Raw genomic sequence first — 19,164 nt, forward strand, 5'->3', positions numbered from 1 at the left:
ATATTAATTACCTCTTCAGCAACCTGTCACGTGCTGCGTTTAATTTTTGTGCAAAATATTCCGAGCCTCCTTTATCTGGGTGAACTAATTTCATTAAATTTTGATATGCTTTATTGATTTCATTTTGGTTCGCTCCAGAATCTATTCCTAGCACTTTAAATGCTCCATCTCTGAACATGTTACTACTACCAGACTAGTATGATTTTGTCTTGTAAATTTATTCAACAACCCTATTCTAACTATATAATGAAAAATTATCTACAAAGTGTTTATGAAGATGGTATGAAAATCCAACTATCTAAAGTCAACAAATATTTATTAGTTTTACTGATTACTGTCTCAGCATTTCTCATATCTGGGCAAGTATCCAGTTCAAGCAATATCGAGAATGATTTTCAAGATTTACAAGAAAAATTACCATTATTGAAAGATCAGGATTTGTTATTTTTAGATCCAGCTTCAGCTTTAAATTATGGTGATAGGGCAGGTAAAAAAGTGTTAATGGTTATAGTTCACCATACTGAAACATCAACACTAAAAGGTACAAAAGATACGCTGAATGCTAGAGGATTGTCAGTTCATTTTATTGTCGATAGGGATGGCAGCATCACCTTAATGGTTCCATTAGAGAAAGAAGCATGGCATGCTGGTATTAGTTATGCAAGAGTTAAGGTAGATAGTAAGCTTGAAGAGTTACGGAAGCTTAACAACTATTCTGTAGGTATTGAAATTGTAAACACAGGACTTGAGCCTTTTCCGGAAGAGCAAATGAGATCTGTTAAAGAGCTGATTTTATACCTTATGGAGCGTTTTAAAATTAAAAGGGATATGATATTTAGTCATTCTGAAATAGGAACTATAGTGTATGATCCAGAGCTTGGCTATACAATGCGTAAACCAGATCCACACAAATTGTTTGATTGGGAGTTATTAGAGAAAAATGAAATTGGATTGCACATAAGTGACAGAATAAACCCTAAAGATGCTAAACACAAAATGGGCAGAACATTGTATAAAGCAGGTGATAGAAATGAAGGTATTTTGAAATTAAAACAAAGGCTGAACAGATTTTTCTATAAGATAGAACCTTGGAATGATAAGAAAGGTAATGTAATTTTTCCTGATAATAATGCTGATTACTCAGATGAGTTTGATGAGAATTTTGTATGGGTTATTTATCAGTTTTCAATACATAATTTACCAAGAGAAATTAGAAAAGATCTACCTCTTAAACTAGAACAAGCAGATATATTTCCTGAATTCTTTAGTGAATATAGTCATGGCATTTCTTCTAGTTATCTAACCTTTAGTGAAAAAATTAAATCGACTCTACAACCATGTTTAAGCAAAGTAGATTATGAGAATTTATTATCTTCTCTTGCACAATATGAGAATAACATTTCTCCTGATGCATCTACCACTTTAATGTACAAAATTAAGTTATACTATGATTCTTATTTAAGATATCGCATATGGTCTTCACTCTATAAACCATTTAAGCTTAATGTATTGGAAGAGTTAGAGATTTTAAAGAGTGGAGTGTTATCTTTAAAATCACTAGATAGCTCTAAAGCTGCAGAAGTTTCCAGTTTAATTGATAGCTTTAAAGTAGATATTTCTTTAGAATTTCAGGGTTTTGAAAAACAGTGGTTTCAGGAGTTTAAGAATGCTTGGAGACAAGAATTTATACCTTCCCTGGAAGAACAGATAACATGGACTGCACTACATGAAGCAATATTGGAGTATTTAGAAAAAGCAAAGGAAGAAATTCGTTAAACGAAAACTTTTTTTAAGATCACTTTTTTAACAATTTATCACGTGCCGCATTTAGCTTTTGCGCAAAATATTCCGAGCCTCCCTTATCTGGGTGAACTAATTTCATTAAATTTTGATATGCTTTATTGATTTCATTTTGACTTGCCTCAGGATTCAGCCCCAGTATCTTTAATGCTTCATCCTTGGACATGTTATCACCAGTGTAATTTTCAGTATAACTTCTACTGCTACTAAATTCGTTCAAAAACTTACTCAATATAGAGTTCATCATGAAACTCATATTATTTTTTTTTGTCAGGAAAAGAAAAAATATAACAACGCTAGGCAAGACAAATGTAATTACTATGAATACTAAAAAAAGAAAAAAGATGAATGACATGTATATTTTTTTATCATTTTATGATTAAATAGTAACAATTATAATTGTCATGGTAAATAACATGTTCATCCAGATTGAAGAAACACCAAACCCAAATACGCTAAAATTCCTTCCTGGATTTGAAATTTTAAACGAAGGAGAAACTGCTGATTTTTCAAATGCGAATGAGATAAAAAATTCTAAACTAGCAGCAAATCTTTTTCAAATAGAGCATGTGGTAAGAGTATTTTTCGGTCATGATTTTATTTCAGTAACAAAATTGGATGGAATTAATTGGGATATATTAAAAGTAGAAGTTTTAACTACAATCATGAATCACTTTACTTCTGGTGGAAAAGCACTAGATAAAGAAGAAGTGAATGATCCAGGTGAAGAATTTTTTGATAAAAATGATATAGAAATTGTAAATAGAATAAAAGAATTGATGGAAAGTCATATCAAACCTGCAGTTGCTCAAGATGGTGGCGATATCAAATTTCGTGGCTATAAAGATGGAATAGTTTATGTTGAGTTGCAAGGAGCTTGCTCTGGATGCCCAAGTGCTGCAATTACTTTAAAGCAAGGAGTGCAAAATATGCTGAGCTACCACATACCAGAGATTGCAGGTATAGAGACCACACTATGACTAATCAAACGGTTAGAGGAACAAAAGATCTCCTGTTTGATGAATGGTACAAGTTTAAATACATAGAGCAAACAGCAAACAGAATCTCAAGTTTATACGGCTTTTTGCCCGCCCAAACTCCAATATTTGAGTGCACGGAGGTTTTTACAAAAACCTTAGGTGATAGCTCAGACATCATCACTAAAGAGATGTATAGCTTCAATGATAAAGGGGGAAAGAGCATAACTTTACGTCCTGAGTTCACTGCAGCGATTGTCAGGCTACTCATTGAAAAAAAACTGCAAACACCGATAAAATTATTCTCAACAGGACCTGCATTTCGCTATGAAAGACCGCAAAAGGGAAGACAAAGGCAATTTCATCAGATAAATTTTGAGGTTTTTGGCATAGAAGATCCAAAAGCTGATATTGAATTGATATCACTCGCTCAGCACTTACTAACTGAATTTGGCATCAATAAAAATGTAAAGCTGGAAATCAACTCTTTAGGTGATGGTGAAACAATAACTAAATATAGAGAAGCTTTGATCTTATACTTTACAAAGTATCAAAATGATCTATCAGAAGATAGCAAAAATAGGTTGATCAAAAATCCACTCAGAATACTGGATTCCAAGGATGAGAAAGATAAATCAATAATTTCTGATGCGCCTAAAATCAGCAATTATTATACGAAAGAGTCCTCAGATTTCTTTGAACAAATACTAAATGGATTAACAATTCTTGATATACCTTATACCGTAAACAATAAACTAGTTCGAGGTTTGGATTATTATTGCCACACAGTGTTTGAGTTTGTTACAGAGGATTTAGGTGCACAAGGGGCAGTTTTTGCCGGTGGAAGATACGATAATTTAGTATCTTCAGTAGGTGGAAAACACACTCCAGCAATAGGATTTGCAGGGGGTATTGAGCGCATAATGGAGTTAATCAATTATTCTCCGAAAGAAGAGCGACCTATTTACCTAATTCCAATCGGTAGAGAGGCTGAAAAACATGCTTTAACACTTGCAAATGAATTGCGCAGAAATGGTTTATATGTAATCTATGAATATAGCGGAACGCTCAGAACCCGAATGAAAAAAGCAAATCAAGCAAATGCTAAAGCTGCTTTAATCTTTGGCGATGAAGAATTGAGTAGTAAAACTTTAAAGATTAAAAACATGGATACAGGTGAAGAAAAAATAATTGCTCGCGATAACACAATAGAAAATATCTATTAGGAGCAATGCAAATGTTTTTCTCAGTCAGCTATAGAAGAAAATTCGTCTGCACAAGAATTTTTCATAGTATTCAAAGTATCATAATCTGTAAAATCTAATTTTACCGGTGTAATAGTAATAAATCCTTCTTTTATTTTATTTATACTACCACTGCCTGAGTGCTCTCGAGACCAATTTAAGCTAAAAGAGCCATTCGAATTTTCAGTAAAAGTTAAATCCCCATCAATGTTATATTCACCTTGTTCAGCAAATTCTACTCCTTTTACTTTTTCCGTAGCAGGAAAATTTACACTCATCACTATGTTTTTAGGCCAACCAACCTTAACTAGCTTGGCAATAACCTTTGGTGCAAAAACCTTTGTATTGTGCCAGTCTATTTTATCATGATAAACTTGGCTCAGCGCAATAGAAGGTATAGATCTTGCAGCACCTTCCATTACAGCACCAATTGTTCCTGAATAACAAATATCGTCCCCGACATTTGATCCAATATTTACTCCGGACAATATTAAGTCTGGTTTTTTATTCATAACTTTATTTAGCGCAATAATGACACAATCTGCAGGAGTACCAGACACACTAAATTCCCTTTCACTATGTTGTTTTATTCCAATAGATTGTTTCACTGGATAATCAAGAGATCTTGCAGCTCCGCTTCTATCAGTATCTGGTGCCACTATCCATATTTCTGACGCAAAATTCCGTGCAACCTCTTTGAGTAATTTTATTCCTTCACTTCCAAAGCCATCATCGTTTGTTATCAATATTATCACTTTAAGTTTCTTTGCATAACTGTGGACTGTAACAAAGAACCTGCTGTAAATCAATAGATTTCTTGCACAGGCCATAACTGTCATTACAATAGAAACGAAAAAACTTACTTGACAAACTCCGCCAGCCCCCTTATCATGAAACTGAAGCTATTTATTTATCTTCTCTGTACAGATTAAATGACAAAAAAACTCACGTATCTGGCGTCTCATGTTTAATTTTTTGCACTATGTGCACCTTATGTCTTTATCAAACTTCTACCTACATAAGCTGAAACGCGCTTATAAAGCGTTTAAAACATAAAAAAACGCCAACTTAAAAAATGGATAGTGAATAACTAGCTACCCTAGGGTTTCTTTTGCCTTTTTTTCTGTTTAGTAAATTTCTTAAATATTTATAGCTAAACGACAACCGTCATACCGCTGCTTGTTAGCGGGATCTAGAGATACCGCGAATGAATCGCGGTATGACGTAGGACTGCTGTCATTCCAGTCTGGAATCCAAAAAAAAGGATGATGTCATCCCAGTGCCCTGACTACTTGGATCCAGTTTTCTTTACAAATTCACAAAAAGTGCTTCATTATATAACGCAAAACCCATACTCACCAAACCCAATGCATTACTTGCAATTAAGTTTCCTGGATCCAAGTAGTCAGGGCACTAGGATGACAAGAGAAAGAGGCTACTGGGATGACAGCTACCCTGACAATCGTCATCCCACTACGTGTTAGCGGGATCTAGAGATACCACGGCGGTATGACGGTTCGCAGCGGTATAGTAACTCGTCATCCCGCTGCTTGTTAGCGGGATCTCTTGTTAGCGGATGAGATACCGCGAATGAATCGCGGTATGACGTGTTGAAACAATCCGATAAGGTAAGCCTCGTCATCCCGCTACGTGTTAGCGGGATCTAGAGATACCGCGGCGGTATGACGTGTTGCTTGGGTCAGCTATAGTATTTCTTAAAATTAATAATAAATTTCTTGGCTAGCAAGAAGCTGTAAATTTTTTTGCGAGACCTAAGCCGCTTTTGATATAGCTAAAGGTTTACTGATGATTTGTCTCATTCCACTACCTGCTGACTTACTTTCTGCTTAGCATATCCATCAAATCAGATTCTTTGAGTTTACTATGGTCAACTTTACTGAACTTATTTACCATAGAGCTCATTTGATTATACTGCTTAATTAGAAGATTAATGTCAGTTACAGTTGTTCCGGACCCCTTAGAAATTCTAAGTCTTCTTTTGCCATTTAAAATATCTGGATTTTGCCTTTCTTTTTCAGTCATTGAGTTTATGATGGCTATATATTTTTTCACTTTATTGTTATCTGGCACACTGCTACTTAGCTTTTTTGTAAATGAACTAGGAATGAATTTCATTATGTTGCTAATGCCATCCATTTTACTCAGAGTTTTTAACATTCCCACTAGGTCGTTTAGGTCGAATTTACCTTTTTTCACTTTCTTTTGTAACTTATCAATTTCTTCCTGACCAACAATCTCAGCAGCTTTTTCAACCAATGATACAACATCACCCATGCTAAGTATCCTTTTTGCAATTCTATCGGGATAAAAATCATCGAGGTCACTTAATTTTTCACCACAAGCAATAAATTTAATTGGACAATCGGCGATCATTTTCATAGAAAGAGCAGCACCACCACGTGCATCACCATCAACACGGGTGAGAATAATGCCGGTTACACCTATTACCTCATTGAATGATTTGGCAATGTTGACCGCATCCTGGCCTATCATTGCGTCGGCTACTAAAATAACTTCTGCAGGTGAAGCTATTTCCTTTACGGCTTTCAACTCATTCATCATATTATTGTCAATATGAAGCCTGCCTGCAGTGTCTAGTATTAATACATCATAATTATCGTTCTTTGCTATTGCTATTGCCCTTTTTGTAATTGTAATGGGCTTCTCATCTATTACTACAGGTAAAGTTTGCACATCTATTTGTTTACCTAGCACTTCAAGTTGTTTCTGGGCAGCAGGCCTATAAATGTCTAAAGAGGCAAGCATCACTTTTTTCTTTTGCTTTTTTAGTTTTAAAGCAAGCTTTCCTGAGGTAGTTGTTTTACCTGCACCTTGTAAGCCCACCATCATAATCACAGCAGGGGGTTTAACTGCTAGATTTAAGTCACTTTTCTCTGATCCGAGAACTGCAACTAAATTATCCTGTACAATTTTAATTATCATTTGTGCTGGAGAAACACTTTTTATGACTTTTTCCCCAATCACTTTATCTTTAATGTCGTTGATGAATTTTTTTGCAACTTCAAGTGAAACGTCAGCTTCAATTAAGGCTATGCGTATTTCACGCATGGCAAGATTAAAATCATCTTCAGAAATGATTGACTTTCCTCTCAGTTTACTAAATACAGAATTTAAACTTTCAGTTAACGATTTAAACATAATAGCATTAGTAGAATACTCATTAAAAAGAGAGAAGAAGCTGAAACAAAACTCACTGAGTTATAACCCAGCACTTCTTTAAGTTTAGTAATATTATTAAAGTATAAACCAGTAAGTGGATTAGTCAAGTTTTGCACTACGCTGGCAAACATTTCTCTAGTTTTAGAGACTAACTGATTGAACAACAAGACAATATAGGATATGAAAGTTCTAAAAATCCAATCAACATCCATTTTAAAATTTACTCTCGGGTAAAATAACTTGCGTAAAGGAATAAACAATAAAGTGGTACATAGTAACAAATTAAATTGCGACAAAATATTTTTTGTGTTGTACACAAAATCGAAAATCGAAGGTTTATTGTAAATAGGTAAGTAAGGATTGCCAGCGATTACGCATATAAATGCTAAAATAATCATAGTCATTTTGCCTCCTCTCTCTGCTAAAGGTTTTGACTTACTTTTTGCAATAAATAAGTAATAAAGAAACTTTAGCCCCACGCTTAAATGAAGCAGCAAATTTAGAAGCTTATATAAATTTTTATACCCTTTTAAGGCAACAGTGTTCATTTCAATTTCAGCTGTGATATATGATTTACTGATAAATCCAACGGTTCCAGGAAATGCAGCCATTGTAAGTATTGCGATTATAGCACACATGCCTTCCACTGACATCAGTTTACCCACTCCATTAAAACTAATTGTTTTTGTTTGTGAAATAATCGAATTACTGACCACAAACAATAATGATTGATAAACAAGAGAGAAGATTATATGCAGTATCAAAATTGGTATTGCTTTTTCCGAAGGACTGAGCAAACTTCCTGCAATAATCAGCAAGCCCATTTGTCCTACAACGTTATAGCATAAAAATCTGCGAATATTTTGCTCAAGAGAAGCAAATATAATGCTGTAAATTGCAGTGATGGCGCCTACAAGCGCTAATATTTCAGTACAATCTTGCCATAGGTTATAAGTGTGTAAAAGCATCACTAAAAAAGAGACTTTAGTGGTAAATAAAGAGAGATATGTGGTGCCATGTAGCGATGCAGCAGGATATGCATCAACAACCCAAAATGAAAAAGGAAAACAAGCGCAGTTTATCAATAAACCCAAAATTATCAGGTTAGTGCTTTGAAGTGCCAATCCTGCTATTAATATAACTCCAACGAAAAAGTGTACACAAGCGTACCTTATTGCAGGTCCACTATCTCTACAGCTAGCTGCGATAATAAAAAATGCACTGATGGTCATTAATTCACAGAATATTATAACCAATATCATATGTTCAGATAAAACTGCATAAAGTGAACTAATAGTGTAAGCAGCAAAAGATAGCATCTCTGAAAAAGTCAAATTTTGTGCTGGTAGAACAGCTAAAAATGCAACTGATAAAAAAGATATTAGTATGGTACGAAAAGATAAATCAAAATCTAGAATTGGGAGAGACCAATTTACTGCAATGCTCAAATTTTCAGGTAATTTTAGGACTATAACTATTAATACAGTCAGTAGAAGTAACAGTGACGATTTATAAAGTTGCACAATAATTAAAACCAATATGGTTTATGCTATCTCAATATATGAATAAAATCAATTTGCATATTAACCACTAATTAAACTAATTATCATATAATTATATCAGAGTTTAGAGGGTTATAGAGAAACCGGTCAGATTAGGTTTTTAATCTAATCTGACCGATAGCTTTAATAGTGAGGTAAGCTTTAATATAGCACTCCTAATTCATAACGCTACACTCGTGCATAATTTATTTTTAATTTGTGCACGAGCGTTAGTAAATTATTTACTTTTTGAAATAAAATTTGGCATCACTTTAATATTGAGACTTAGTAAACCTCAGTAGGTCTGCCAGTTGGGCCCATAAGAATTATTTGCTCGCCTTCTCTTAAGTGTCTGCATAAATTAGTGGAGCCGCCGATTTCCAGCACAATAGTGGAAATAATTCCTTTTTTTTTGTCTACTTCAGTGCCGGTTACGGCTATACCTTCCATAGCAAGGTTTGTATTATTGGCTTTTCTGCCATTGGTTTCAAAATTTTGCAATCTAAAGAATTGCCCAGGCTTAAAATTCTTTGCCGCAAGTGGTGCTTTGATCACTATTTCCACAACTTTGTCTGTTAAATATTGAACTTTTATAACCTTTGCAGTGAATTGCTCTTTGATTCTATTAAATAATTCTTTATTAGCCAGGTCTTCAACACTTGACCACGCATTTTTTTTCTGGCCCACAACATCACACACTGGAATGACAGAAACGAAGCTATTAACTCCACTCAAAAGCTGAGAAATAATAGGGTAGCCGTTTTTAGCACTTGCCATAGCTTTCACGACGCTGCCACTATACGAAGGGTGAAGATCACCAAAAAAGCTGATTGTTTTATTGCCTTGCTTATACACTAATATTCTATCTTTATTTTGCATTTTAGGAGAAAATATTGGGTCTATTTCTTTTCCTGATGAATTCAAATGAGTAAAATACCCATTACTTAATTTAAAATGCTTTTTATCTTCTGTTGCAATAACTGTATTTGGCTCAGTACCTGCTGCTATAAAAATAGAACGTGCTTTTATACGTTTGATTTCGCCGGATTTTGTGTCTATCAGTTTTATTAATTCAGCATGGTTATATTTATCCGTCACAACTTCAACTGGCTCTAAGTTTTCAATAAAGTAAATTCCTTCTGACAGTGCATTTTGCACCTCTTCGCTATTTAATCGATAACTTGGTGAATCTTTTAGCTCTTTTCTATATATAACTTTCACTCCCCCGAGGCTCTGCATTAACTCTAATATTTTTATTTCTCTATTCTCTTTTTTTGCTAACTTTTGCTTTTCTCGGATCAATTGTGCGTGCGATATAAACTCATTCGCAATTTCGCGCTCTTCTTCTGTCCAATCTTTTTCAACACAGTCCTTTCCATACTTATCAACTAATATCTCATAACGAAGAAGAAATTTTTCTACTTGAATTGGATAATACGCTAAAGCTTCAGTGGCAGTGTCAATCGCAGTAAGCCCCGCCCCTATGACAACTATCGGCATACGAACTTGCAGATTTGCTATAGAATCAAATTTAAGAGCGCCAGTCAGTTGTAACGACATCAGAAAATCAGATGCCATGCGTACTCCACGAGCTAGTATGTTTTTTATTTTGATCATTCGTGGCTTACCAGAGCCAAGTGCTAGGGCGATGTGATCAAAACCCAAGTTGAACGCGTCATCAGCATTAATCGTGCCACCAAAACGAATGCCTCCATAAAGTACGAAATTCTCACGTCTTTCCAGCAGTAATCTAGTAATCTTTAAGTAATTCTTATCCCACCGAGAAGTAATGCCATATTCTGCCACCCCACCAAACCCATCTGCCGTGCGTTCACTCAATTTTTCGTGTTTGAAATCTTTAATTAGCTGGAAATTATCGATCAAAGGCTCAATTTTTAGTCCATCAATGGCAATAACGTTATGCCCATCATTCAACAAATGATGAGCTAAATTAAAACCAGCAGGACCAAGGCCTACAACTAGAACGTTTTTTCCAGTGTTTCCTCTTGGCAATGAACGCTGAAAATTTAAAGGATTCCAACGGCTGAGCAGAGAATATATTTCAAATCCGTACGGTAAACTGAGCACATCATCCAGAATCCTTGTTTCAATTGCTGGCACATTTACGGGTTCTTGTTTTTGATATATGCACGAATTCATGCAGTCATTGCATATTCTGTGTCCAGTAGCCGCGCATAATGGGTTATCTATCATCACAATTGCAAGACTTGCTATGCTGTACCCTTCGCTTTTCACCAGATTCATTTCTGATATTTTCTGCTCTAGTGGGCAGCCGTGCAGTTCAACTCTAAGTGGAGACTTTTTGAAAGTATTGTCATCATTAATTAGCCCCTTTGAGCAGCTATCCTTACTTTGCTTATGACAAAATATGCAGTAGTGAGCATTATCCAATGCTTTATCTAAACTAGCCTTTTCACTTGTTAGGTCAAAACCGTATCGTCTTTTTACTTCATTTGAATACAGCACTTCAACTTTGTCTACTTCTTTTTTAGAAAATGGTATGAGGTTTTCGTGGTCAATTTTTTTATGTATGCTAAATAATATGCTCTGTTTATTTTTCACTCTCCACGCTGCATATTGTGCCGCAAGTTCTATTTCCTCTTTGTGATTTTCTTTATCTTCAAACCAATGCATCACCTGCTCAGCGAAATTTTTTTCTGTTGTTGGCAAAGTGAGAAAAGGACTTAGTTTGTTAGTAATATTTATATTCGCCACATTAGTGTATTTCTTCAATGCATAGCGTTGGACAAATAACCTTTTGCATTTATATATTACAGCAAAGTCGTTGTGCTTTTTCTTTAGCTCCTCTATTTCTTTTTCAATATTGAAAAGTTTTGCAATAAATCCATCAAGTAAGTACGAAAGGTCTATAATGAGCTGGCTATCTGTCATCCAAGTAGCTGACCGTTCTTCTTGTTTTCTAGATCCCAGTGTCAAGCACTGGGATGACGGGGGGTGACACTGGGATGATGGGAGGTGACACTGGGATGACATCGAAGAAGAAGCTGCTTTTTCTCTTGCTTCAATTAATGAACAAAACAAGCTCTCATCACATGATTTGATATAATTCAAAAATGTCTCATCTAATTTTATTAATCCATTGCGAGTATATAGATTAGAAAATGAGATGTTGAAATTCAGCTTCATTGCTATACTATACAGTGTACATGCTGTTTCTTACAGATGAAGATTTTATTTATTTTGCAATACTGCTGAGATTGTTGCTTCTGCAACTTTTTCTTCGCTAACAGATGCAATACACCTAAATTTGTGTACACCTAAACACACACTTTGAATGTTAGCTTGAAGAATCAATGTGTCCCCTGGAGTAACTAGCTTTCTGAATTTTGCATTTTCAATGGATCTCAAGTAAACAACTTTATTTTCTATTGTTTCTTTACCTAGAACACATATAGCAGATGCCTGAGCTAGAGATTCAATTATCAAGACTCCTGGCATTATTGGATGACCAGGGAAGTGGCCAATAAAAAATGGCTCATTGAAAGTCACATTTTTGATTGCTTTTATACTTTTACCAGGATCACACTCTATAACTCGATCTACTAAGAGAAACGGATAAGAATGTGGTAATATTTTTATAATATCACTGATATTAAATTGCATAAGCCTACTCAATGCCTTTCAAAGCAAATTCAGGTATTTTCTTGTTTATATTGTTTAATACCACATCTGATAAATCAACTTCATCCATGGAGTATAAAACTTGGTTCTTTTTTGAAATAAATAGTACCAAATCTATGTTGTTTTTTTCTGCCGTTTTTTTAGCGACTTCTTTTATCTTGTTAAAAACACTCTCTACTGCGTCTCTATAGCTTTCTTCTAAATGTAACATTTTTTTAGCGTAATTATCTCTAGTATTTACAGTGTGCTTATTAAACTGTTCTGTCTTTTCTTTTTTTGCTTCTTCTGACAAAAGTTCAAATTCTTCTTTTGATGGCTTAAGTTTTTCTAACTCACTTTCAAATTCTTGTTGTAATCTAGAATTCTGCTCCTTTATTTGTTGTTGTATATTTTGCAGAGCAAGAGATTCATTGATGACTTTGTCACTATCGATAATTGCAGCTTTTGTGTTCTGAGGTTGATATCCTACAAACTTATACCCCACAAATAAGGAAATAATTAAGGCAATAACTGATATAAATAACTGTATATATTTCATTCAAATCCCCGCTTCAATAGAAAATTTAACATTTGGTGATGGTATTATATCATAAGATTCCTTTACTAAAGGAAACCCGAAATCCAATCTAAGTCTACCAAAAGGAGAAAGCATTGAAAAGCCAAAACCTGGTGACACTCTCACAAGCTTGCTATCGTAGTATTTCCCTTCATACTTCTTATTTTTATCATCTAAGCCAAAAAGTGTTGCATAGTCAACAAATAGTGAGCCTTTGATACCAGCATAGTCATATAGTTTTGGTAGAGGAAAATCCACTTGCTGTGTTAGATTAAAATAAGTTTTGCCTCCTAATGAGCTTTTATTTTTGTCTTCTGCTCTTGGTCCAATACCGGAAAGGTCAAACCCTCTAATCTCATTACCCCCTTTAAAAAAGTGCTGGCCAATGTTTAGATTTTCATCAGTATAAGAAAAAATATGACCTGCCGCCATCTTAAAGCGTAGCGTTATATCATCGTCAATTTTGCTTAATATAGGGTGCGTATAAAAAGATAAGAATTCAGATTTTAGGAAATTCACGTTTCCTCCCAATCCTGAAATATCCTGACTTAAGCGCAGTAAATACCCTTCTTTTGGAGCATATAGATTATCCAGTTTATTATATGCCAACGTGTATCCCACTGATGAAATCTGATGTTTACCTTTTCGGTCCAGTATTATTTCAGAGATATCGGTGTCTTGTCCACCCTTATTATCCATGTGTATATGATTATACTTATAAGAATAGCGAAGGGAATTAGTTAAGTTCTCTGTGACTTTATATGATAACTTTGTAAAAAATCCCATATCGCAACTATCAAAAGTAGTGTTTGGTTTATCTTGTTTTTCATAAAATACACCCATGCCTAGTGACGTATCAGAATCGTTAAAATTATTTTCAACAAACTCTAAATCAGTAGAAAATACGTATTGACTTTTTTCAAGAGCAAAAGAGAGCTCTTTTCCAGTACCAAATAAATTACGGTCTTTGAGGTCAATTTTAATCAATGCTCCACCAGGAAGAGACACACCTCCTCCCAAATACAACGAAGTAGTGTTTTTTTCTTTAACACTTAAGTCAAGATTTACTGCATTATCATTAACTGCGTAACTATTTACTTTCACTGTTTCAAAAAAATCACTACTCATTAGTTTTTTACGTGACTTTTGAATCTCAGATATATTGTACGCATCACCTTCTGCTACACTTAGCTTACTTCTGATCACTTTATCTAAAGTGCGATCGTTACCATCAATTGTAATTTGATTTATATAAATCTTTTTACCCGGCAGCACTCTGTAGGTTACATCTACAACGTTGTCACGTTGTGCATACTCTGGATTAACTTTTGCAAATATGTATCCTTTTTCATTTAAATATTTGTTTATTTTTTCTACTGTATTATTAATTTTAACTCTATTAAATATCTTATCGTTTTCCTCTGTTATAAAATCCAATATTTCTTCTTTTAGGCTCAAATCCTGAATTTCAGTTTCAATATTAACCTCATTATTTCCAAACAAATACTGCTGTCCTTCGTCAATCAAAAAAGTTAACTCTGTTTGATTGTTATTATCAACCTCAACAATTGGTTGAATATTATTTTGAATATATCCCTTAGACGAATAAAAACGATCGAGCAATTCTGTGTTAATCAATAGATATTGCGGTGAATAATGATTTTCGCCTTTAAAAATGGCTCTAAATAACTTACTAAATATGTCATTACTATGTCTTTTAATAACTTGCTCTAGCTCATTTTCAGAAAAGTTTTTATTGCCTATAAATCTTATATCCTTAATTTTAGAGGTTTTGCCTTCTTTTATTTTGAAAATCAGATTGACCCTATTACTATCGAGCTTCTCCAACTCATATTCAATTTTAACGCCAACCTTACCGTTATTTCTATAAGTAGTGATTAAATTCATTAAATCGTTTTGCAATTTTGTTTCAGTGAAAATAGTTAGCGATTTTGACTGAATCACATTATTTAGTAACTCTTTGCTATTAAATAACTTATTACCCTTTAATATTATCTTGTTAATTAGTGGATTTTCTTGAATTTTTATTACTAAATTTTTTTTATCATCTATGTAAGCATTAACACTAGCAAATAACTTTGTTTTATATAGATCTTTTATAATTGAGTCTATATCATCGTCGTTTATATAATCACCAGATTTTAGTTTTATATAGAACCCTATTGTCTGGTTGCTTACCCTCTCATTACCAATACATTTGACATCTTTCACCTGCACTTTTTCCGCAGTTCCTAAAGCAACAAGCAGGGCAGGAAAAGAAATAAAAACCACTACCAGTATATAAAATAGCTTTTTCATATTTTATTTCAAAAAAGATCCCTAATATCATTTGACATTCCAGTTGCCATAAGCAAAAACAACACTAAAGCACCAAAAATAGCTGCATATTTTTGACATTTCAAGCTTAAATCCCTACGTATAACCGCTTCTATGATATAATGCAATAAATGCCCACCATCTAGCAGTGGTATTGGCAGCAAGTTAATTGCAGCTAAATTAGCTGAAATGATTGCCATAAAATATAGAACCATAATAAATCCCTTTTTAGCTGATTGTCCTGAATATTTTGCGATTTTTATTGGCCCACCTATTTCATTGATACTCCTTTTACCAACAATAATGTGAAAGAGAGCTTTGATCGTTAAGCACATAGTGTGGTAAGTTTCACTTACTGATAAGCTCACAGCCCCAAGAAAAGACGACTGCTTTAATGTATTGACTGAAATAATCCCTATAGTTTCTCTTTCTATTGTGTTGCCAAAAACGTCTTTGTCCTTGATTATTAATGGAGTTAAACTGGTCCTGTGCTTCTCATTATTTCTGCTATACTCAATCTCCATTCTTGTTTTAGGATTCGACATTATCACACGTGAAATATCTTCAAAGTATTTTATTTTATGCTCATTGATTTGTGTAATAGTGTCACCTGGCAACAAACCAGCTTGCTTAGCTGCACTACCTTCGATTACATTTTCAATCACCGGTGGAGTGCGATAATAACCTGCTATGCTAAAAAATATTGTAAAAGCTATAACAGCAAATACCATGTTTGCAAAAGGCCCTGCAAAAACTACTGCTGCTTTTTTATGACGCGGTTTTGTATGAAATGAATACAATTTTTCTTCTTCCGTTAATTCTTGTTGATCAGCTGGGACACTCGCTGCATTAGTATCTCCTAGCATTTTAACATAACCACCCAATGGAACAGCGCTTAATTTCCATCTAGTTCCAGACTTATCATTAAAACCAAAAATTTCAGGACCAAAACCTATGGAAAAAGATTCAACTTTAACTTTGCATGCTTTGGCAACAACATAATGCCCATATTCATGTACGAATACTATGACAGAAATTATTAAAGAAAATGATAAAAAATAATATATTCCATCGCTAAATTGATGGATAAGATTAGAAATTAATTCCACCTGTATATTTAGATCTTAACAAAATGTTAAGTATATTAAAATGCGCCTCGCTTGACAAGTATTTAGTTTAACTTTTAAATTAAAAAAAGTTTAATTGTAATGACAGATACCTCACTACTCAGAAGAAAATTAATATATAGAAGCTGGCATAGGGGTTGCAAAGAAACCGATATACTTTTAGGGCATTTCGCATTGAAATATCTTGATAAATTTTCCTTAAGCGAACTAATCGAATACGAAAAAATAGTTGATCTTGATGATTACGAATTATATTGTTACATAACTCGTAAGACAAACCTCCCTCCTGGCTTGAATAGTCAGATAGTCAATTTAATTGCTTGCTTTATTGAAGCTAATCCTTTATGCACTCAAGATTAGTGATAATCTTATTTACCTTATCTAGTACCTCAGTATATTCTATTCTTTTCTCGTTTCTATACTTTTCGCGCTCTTGATTTACTTCATCTAATCGCTTTGTTAATTCTAAAATTTTATCCTCAAGAATTAGTGCTGCAAGTAAGAAATTTAATGCATCCGAACCCTTACCTCCAGTTTTTTGAGATACAGAACTAACTAACTTGTCAAAACTATTAGCAAGGCGTAATAAATGATTCCCCTTCCCACTTTCGCAAGATATTTTATATGTGTTATTACGTATAACTATTTCTACTACTTGCATATGGTGCTAAAAATTTCTATCGTACAGTATAAACTCAAACCCCTACTTTCATCTTATTTATGGTATAAATTTTTATTCATTTATCAAATCAGATAATTTTTTACTGCTACGAAAATATGTTTTAGAGTATTGATTCTTTGTAAACTTCTGTAACATTAAATGGCTTGTTTCCTTCAAGTTATAACTTCTAACTGAAAAAGAACCAAACCCCCTAATTTCAACTCTATTATGATGTTTCAATGTGCTTGAAAGTATCCCAAAAAATCTATCAACTATAGCTGCTATAACAATCTTATCTAAAAAAGGATGTCTTTTTGCTACCCTCGCTATTATATCAGACTTTGTTGCCATTTATATGAAGCCAAAATAAGTAAACCTTATCACTTAGCAGATAATGCTATGTTATATTCTTCAACACCCAATACTTCAACTTCTATTTTTTCTGATATAGAGAATTTTTTATTCTCTGGTAAATGCTCTTGATCTATTAGAAGGGTTACATCGTTCTCAACTTCAACGACTAGTCCATTATCTTCTCTCTTACCTACAATAACCTGTATTTTATCACCTACCTTAACTTTCTTTATCAGTTCTTCAAGAGGATCATACTCTATTTGTTTTATTCCAAGATAAATTCTTGCCCGATTCACGTTAGCCCTTATTACTTTTGCTTCTATTTTATCACCTACATTATACTTCTTTATCTCATCTGAACCATTTTTAGACCAACTAAAATCTTTCACATATATTGTCCCTTCTACGTTCTCATCTATTTCAGAATCACCGAAAGCAACAGATACATATGAGCCGGTATTATTCTTCACTTCACCAGAAACAATAGAACCAGGAGGATATTTATTGATAAATACTTGCCAAGGGTTGTCTACACACCTTTTCATGCTTAAACTCATCCTACTCTTAGCAATGTCAATACTGAGAATTTTTACATATACTTCTTGTCCCCTTGTTACGAGACTACTAACTGGTAAATTACTCTTAACCCAAGTTATTTCTGACGAGTGCACTAAACCTTCAATTCCAGGTCTAAGCTCAACAAATAATCCATAATCTTCTATGCTTGTTACATAACCCTTATGCACACTATCAACTGGATATTTTGACTCTGCATCTTGCCAAGGGCTATCTTCTAGCTGCTTCACACCCAAGGAAATTTTAGCATTTTCCTTATCTATTTTTATAATTTTAACTTTTATAGTCTGACCACAAGTAAAAACTGCAGACGGATGACTTACCCTACTCCAAGAGATATCTGTAATATGTAACAATCCATCTATAACTCCCACTACATCTGATTCATGAATACCGACAAATACACCGTAATGAGTGATACTTTTTATTTTCCCTTCTATTATATCGCCTTCATTTAAAGATTCTAAAAATTTAATTTTTTCACCAGCGTGCAATTTTTCTAACACCAGCTTTCTTGATACTACAATATTGCCCTGCTTCTTATCCATTTTAAGCACGATGAACTTTTGTTCAGTTTCAATAAGGTGCTTCGCATCTTTTACTTGCTTCAAATCCACATGACTCAGCGGTAAAAAAGCGCTTATTCCGTCACCAAGATCAACAATAAAGCCACATTTAATTGAGCGTTTAATAACTCCGCTTACTTCAGCCCTTGTAACTGTATCTTCTTCCAACTTATTCCATTTTTCGTCCCTAATTGCTTTTTCACGACTAAGAACAACATTACCATGATAATCTTCAATTCTTTCCACATAAACTCTGATTTTCGAGCCAATAATGACCTCATCATTACAACCGAGTTCCTTGATCAGAATTCTCCCGTCAGATTTTAAACCAATATCAACCACAACGTCGTTAGGGTTTATTCTTGTAATTACACCTTCTACCACATCTCCTTCTTTAATTTTGTTAACAAAAGAATCTTCAAACAAGGTATTATCTTGATCCTCAAATTGGCCTTGACATATCTCTTCTATAAATTTGTTTGATGATAGCTTTCTGATAGTAACCGGTAGATTTACGACTGGATTATTATTATTCATACCTTTAACTTAAACTTTATTAGA

At 33.9% G+C, this 19,164-nt stretch carries 18 protein-coding genes; 5 read left to right on the forward strand and 13 right to left on the reverse strand.

Annotated elements, in window-relative coordinates:
* Positions 1 to 7 precede the first annotated feature (7 nt).
* The gene (locus tag AAGD76_RS04845) at positions 8 to 178 is read right to left on the reverse strand and encodes a J domain-containing protein (protein ID WP_010082675.1); all 171 of its coding nucleotides are present in this window, start codon (positions 176 to 178) and stop codon (positions 8 to 10) included.
* 68 nt (positions 179 to 246) lie between these two features.
* Here AAGD76_RS04845 and AAGD76_RS04850 point away from each other — a divergent pair, with 68 nt between their 5' ends.
* Positions 247 to 1,776, forward strand: a complete 1,530-nt coding sequence (locus AAGD76_RS04850) for an N-acetylmuramoyl-L-alanine amidase (protein ID WP_341820464.1) — start codon at positions 247 to 249, stop codon at positions 1,774 to 1,776.
* 19 nt (positions 1,777 to 1,795) lie between these two features.
* Here AAGD76_RS04850 and AAGD76_RS04855 read toward each other — a convergent pair whose 3' ends face one another.
* Positions 1,796 to 2,056, reverse strand: a complete 261-nt coding sequence (locus AAGD76_RS04855) for a J domain-containing protein (protein ID WP_227738613.1) — start codon at positions 2,054 to 2,056, stop codon at positions 1,796 to 1,798.
* A 148-nt stretch (positions 2,057 to 2,204) separates the two neighbouring features.
* Here AAGD76_RS04855 and AAGD76_RS04860 point away from each other — a divergent pair, with 148 nt between their 5' ends.
* Positions 2,205 to 2,780, forward strand: a complete 576-nt coding sequence (locus AAGD76_RS04860) for a NifU family protein (RefSeq protein ID WP_341820465.1) — start codon at positions 2,205 to 2,207, stop codon at positions 2,778 to 2,780.
* Positions 2,777 to 4,003, forward strand: coding sequence for a histidine--tRNA ligase (hisS, locus tag AAGD76_RS04865; protein WP_010963026.1), 1,227 nt, complete (start codon positions 2,777 to 2,779; stop codon positions 4,001 to 4,003). The genes AAGD76_RS04860 and hisS overlap by 4 nt, the downstream gene beginning before the upstream one ends.
* 20 nt (positions 4,004 to 4,023) lie before the next feature.
* Here the strand turns inward: hisS and surE are convergent, their stop codons facing one another.
* Complete coding sequence (gene surE / locus AAGD76_RS04870) at positions 4,024 to 4,776, reverse strand: 5'/3'-nucleotidase SurE (protein WP_010081939.1); 753 nt, start codon at positions 4,774 to 4,776, stop codon at positions 4,024 to 4,026.
* A gap of 513 nt (positions 4,777 to 5,289) precedes the next feature.
* Between surE and AAGD76_RS04875 the strand changes: the two genes are divergently transcribed.
* Positions 5,290 to 5,505 (forward strand): hypothetical protein, encoded by a 216-nt coding sequence (locus AAGD76_RS04875; RefSeq protein ID WP_341820466.1) that lies wholly within the window; start codon positions 5,290 to 5,292, stop codon positions 5,503 to 5,505.
* Positions 5,506 to 5,857: 352 nt separating this feature from the next.
* Here AAGD76_RS04875 and ffh read toward each other — a convergent pair whose 3' ends face one another.
* The 7 genes from ffh to rseP form a co-directional block, all read right to left on the reverse strand.
* Entirely contained in the window at positions 5,858 to 7,201 is a 1,344-nt protein-coding gene (gene ffh, locus AAGD76_RS04880; protein ID WP_341820467.1) for a signal recognition particle protein, read from the reverse strand.
* Positions 7,186 to 8,745, reverse strand: a complete 1,560-nt coding sequence (locus AAGD76_RS04885) for a proton-conducting transporter membrane subunit (RefSeq protein ID WP_155969468.1) — start codon at positions 8,743 to 8,745, stop codon at positions 7,186 to 7,188. Before AAGD76_RS04885 ends, ffh begins: the two co-directional genes overlap by 16 nt.
* Positions 8,746 to 9,048: 303 nt before the next feature.
* On the reverse strand, positions 9,049 to 11,931 hold the full coding sequence (locus tag AAGD76_RS04890; protein WP_341820468.1) for an FAD-dependent oxidoreductase: 2,883 nt from the start codon (positions 11,929 to 11,931) through the stop codon (positions 9,049 to 9,051).
* A 45-nt stretch (positions 11,932 to 11,976) separates the two neighbouring features.
* Positions 11,977 to 12,408 (reverse strand): 3-hydroxyacyl-ACP dehydratase FabZ, encoded by a 432-nt coding sequence (fabZ, locus tag AAGD76_RS04895; RefSeq protein WP_065094742.1) that lies wholly within the window; start codon positions 12,406 to 12,408, stop codon positions 11,977 to 11,979.
* A gap of 4 nt (positions 12,409 to 12,412) precedes the next feature.
* Entirely contained in the window at positions 12,413 to 12,964 is a 552-nt protein-coding gene (locus tag AAGD76_RS04900; protein WP_077188197.1) for an OmpH family outer membrane protein, read from the reverse strand.
* Positions 12,965 to 15,301, reverse strand: coding sequence for an outer membrane protein assembly factor BamA (bamA, locus tag AAGD76_RS04905; RefSeq protein ID WP_264719027.1), 2,337 nt, complete (start codon positions 15,299 to 15,301; stop codon positions 12,965 to 12,967).
* Between the two features lie 8 nt (positions 15,302 to 15,309).
* A complete protein-coding gene (gene rseP / locus AAGD76_RS04910) occupies positions 15,310 to 16,428 on the reverse strand; it encodes an RIP metalloprotease RseP (protein ID WP_341820469.1) in 1,119 nt (372 codons plus the stop codon).
* A gap of 99 nt (positions 16,429 to 16,527) precedes the next feature.
* Between rseP and AAGD76_RS04915 the strand changes: the two genes are divergently transcribed.
* Complete coding sequence (locus AAGD76_RS04915) at positions 16,528 to 16,806, forward strand: succinate dehydrogenase assembly factor 2 (RefSeq protein WP_006279484.1); 279 nt, start codon at positions 16,528 to 16,530, stop codon at positions 16,804 to 16,806.
* Here AAGD76_RS04915 and AAGD76_RS04920 read toward each other — a convergent pair.
* The 3 genes from AAGD76_RS04920 to AAGD76_RS04930 all read right to left on the reverse strand — a co-directional run bounded on the left by AAGD76_RS04920 (position 16,781) and on the right by AAGD76_RS04930 (position 19,140).
* Positions 16,781 to 17,107 (reverse strand): cell division protein ZapA, encoded by a 327-nt coding sequence (locus tag AAGD76_RS04920; protein WP_010082086.1) that lies wholly within the window; start codon positions 17,105 to 17,107, stop codon positions 16,781 to 16,783. The genes AAGD76_RS04915 and AAGD76_RS04920 overlap by 26 nt on opposite strands.
* A 72-nt stretch (positions 17,108 to 17,179) precedes the next feature.
* Positions 17,180 to 17,458 (reverse strand): HU family DNA-binding protein, encoded by a 279-nt coding sequence (locus AAGD76_RS04925; RefSeq protein WP_341820470.1) that lies wholly within the window; start codon positions 17,456 to 17,458, stop codon positions 17,180 to 17,182.
* A 29-nt stretch (positions 17,459 to 17,487) separates the two neighbouring features.
* Entirely contained in the window at positions 17,488 to 19,140 is a 1,653-nt protein-coding gene (locus AAGD76_RS04930) for a 30S ribosomal protein S1 (protein WP_012673366.1), read from the reverse strand.
* Positions 19,141 to 19,164: the final 24 nt, after the last annotated feature.

Origin of the sequence: Wolbachia endosymbiont (group A) of Cydia strobilella, from assembly GCF_964026745.1 — a bacterium.
Taxonomy (GTDB): Bacteria; Pseudomonadota; Alphaproteobacteria; order Rickettsiales; family Anaplasmataceae; genus Wolbachia; species Wolbachia pipientis.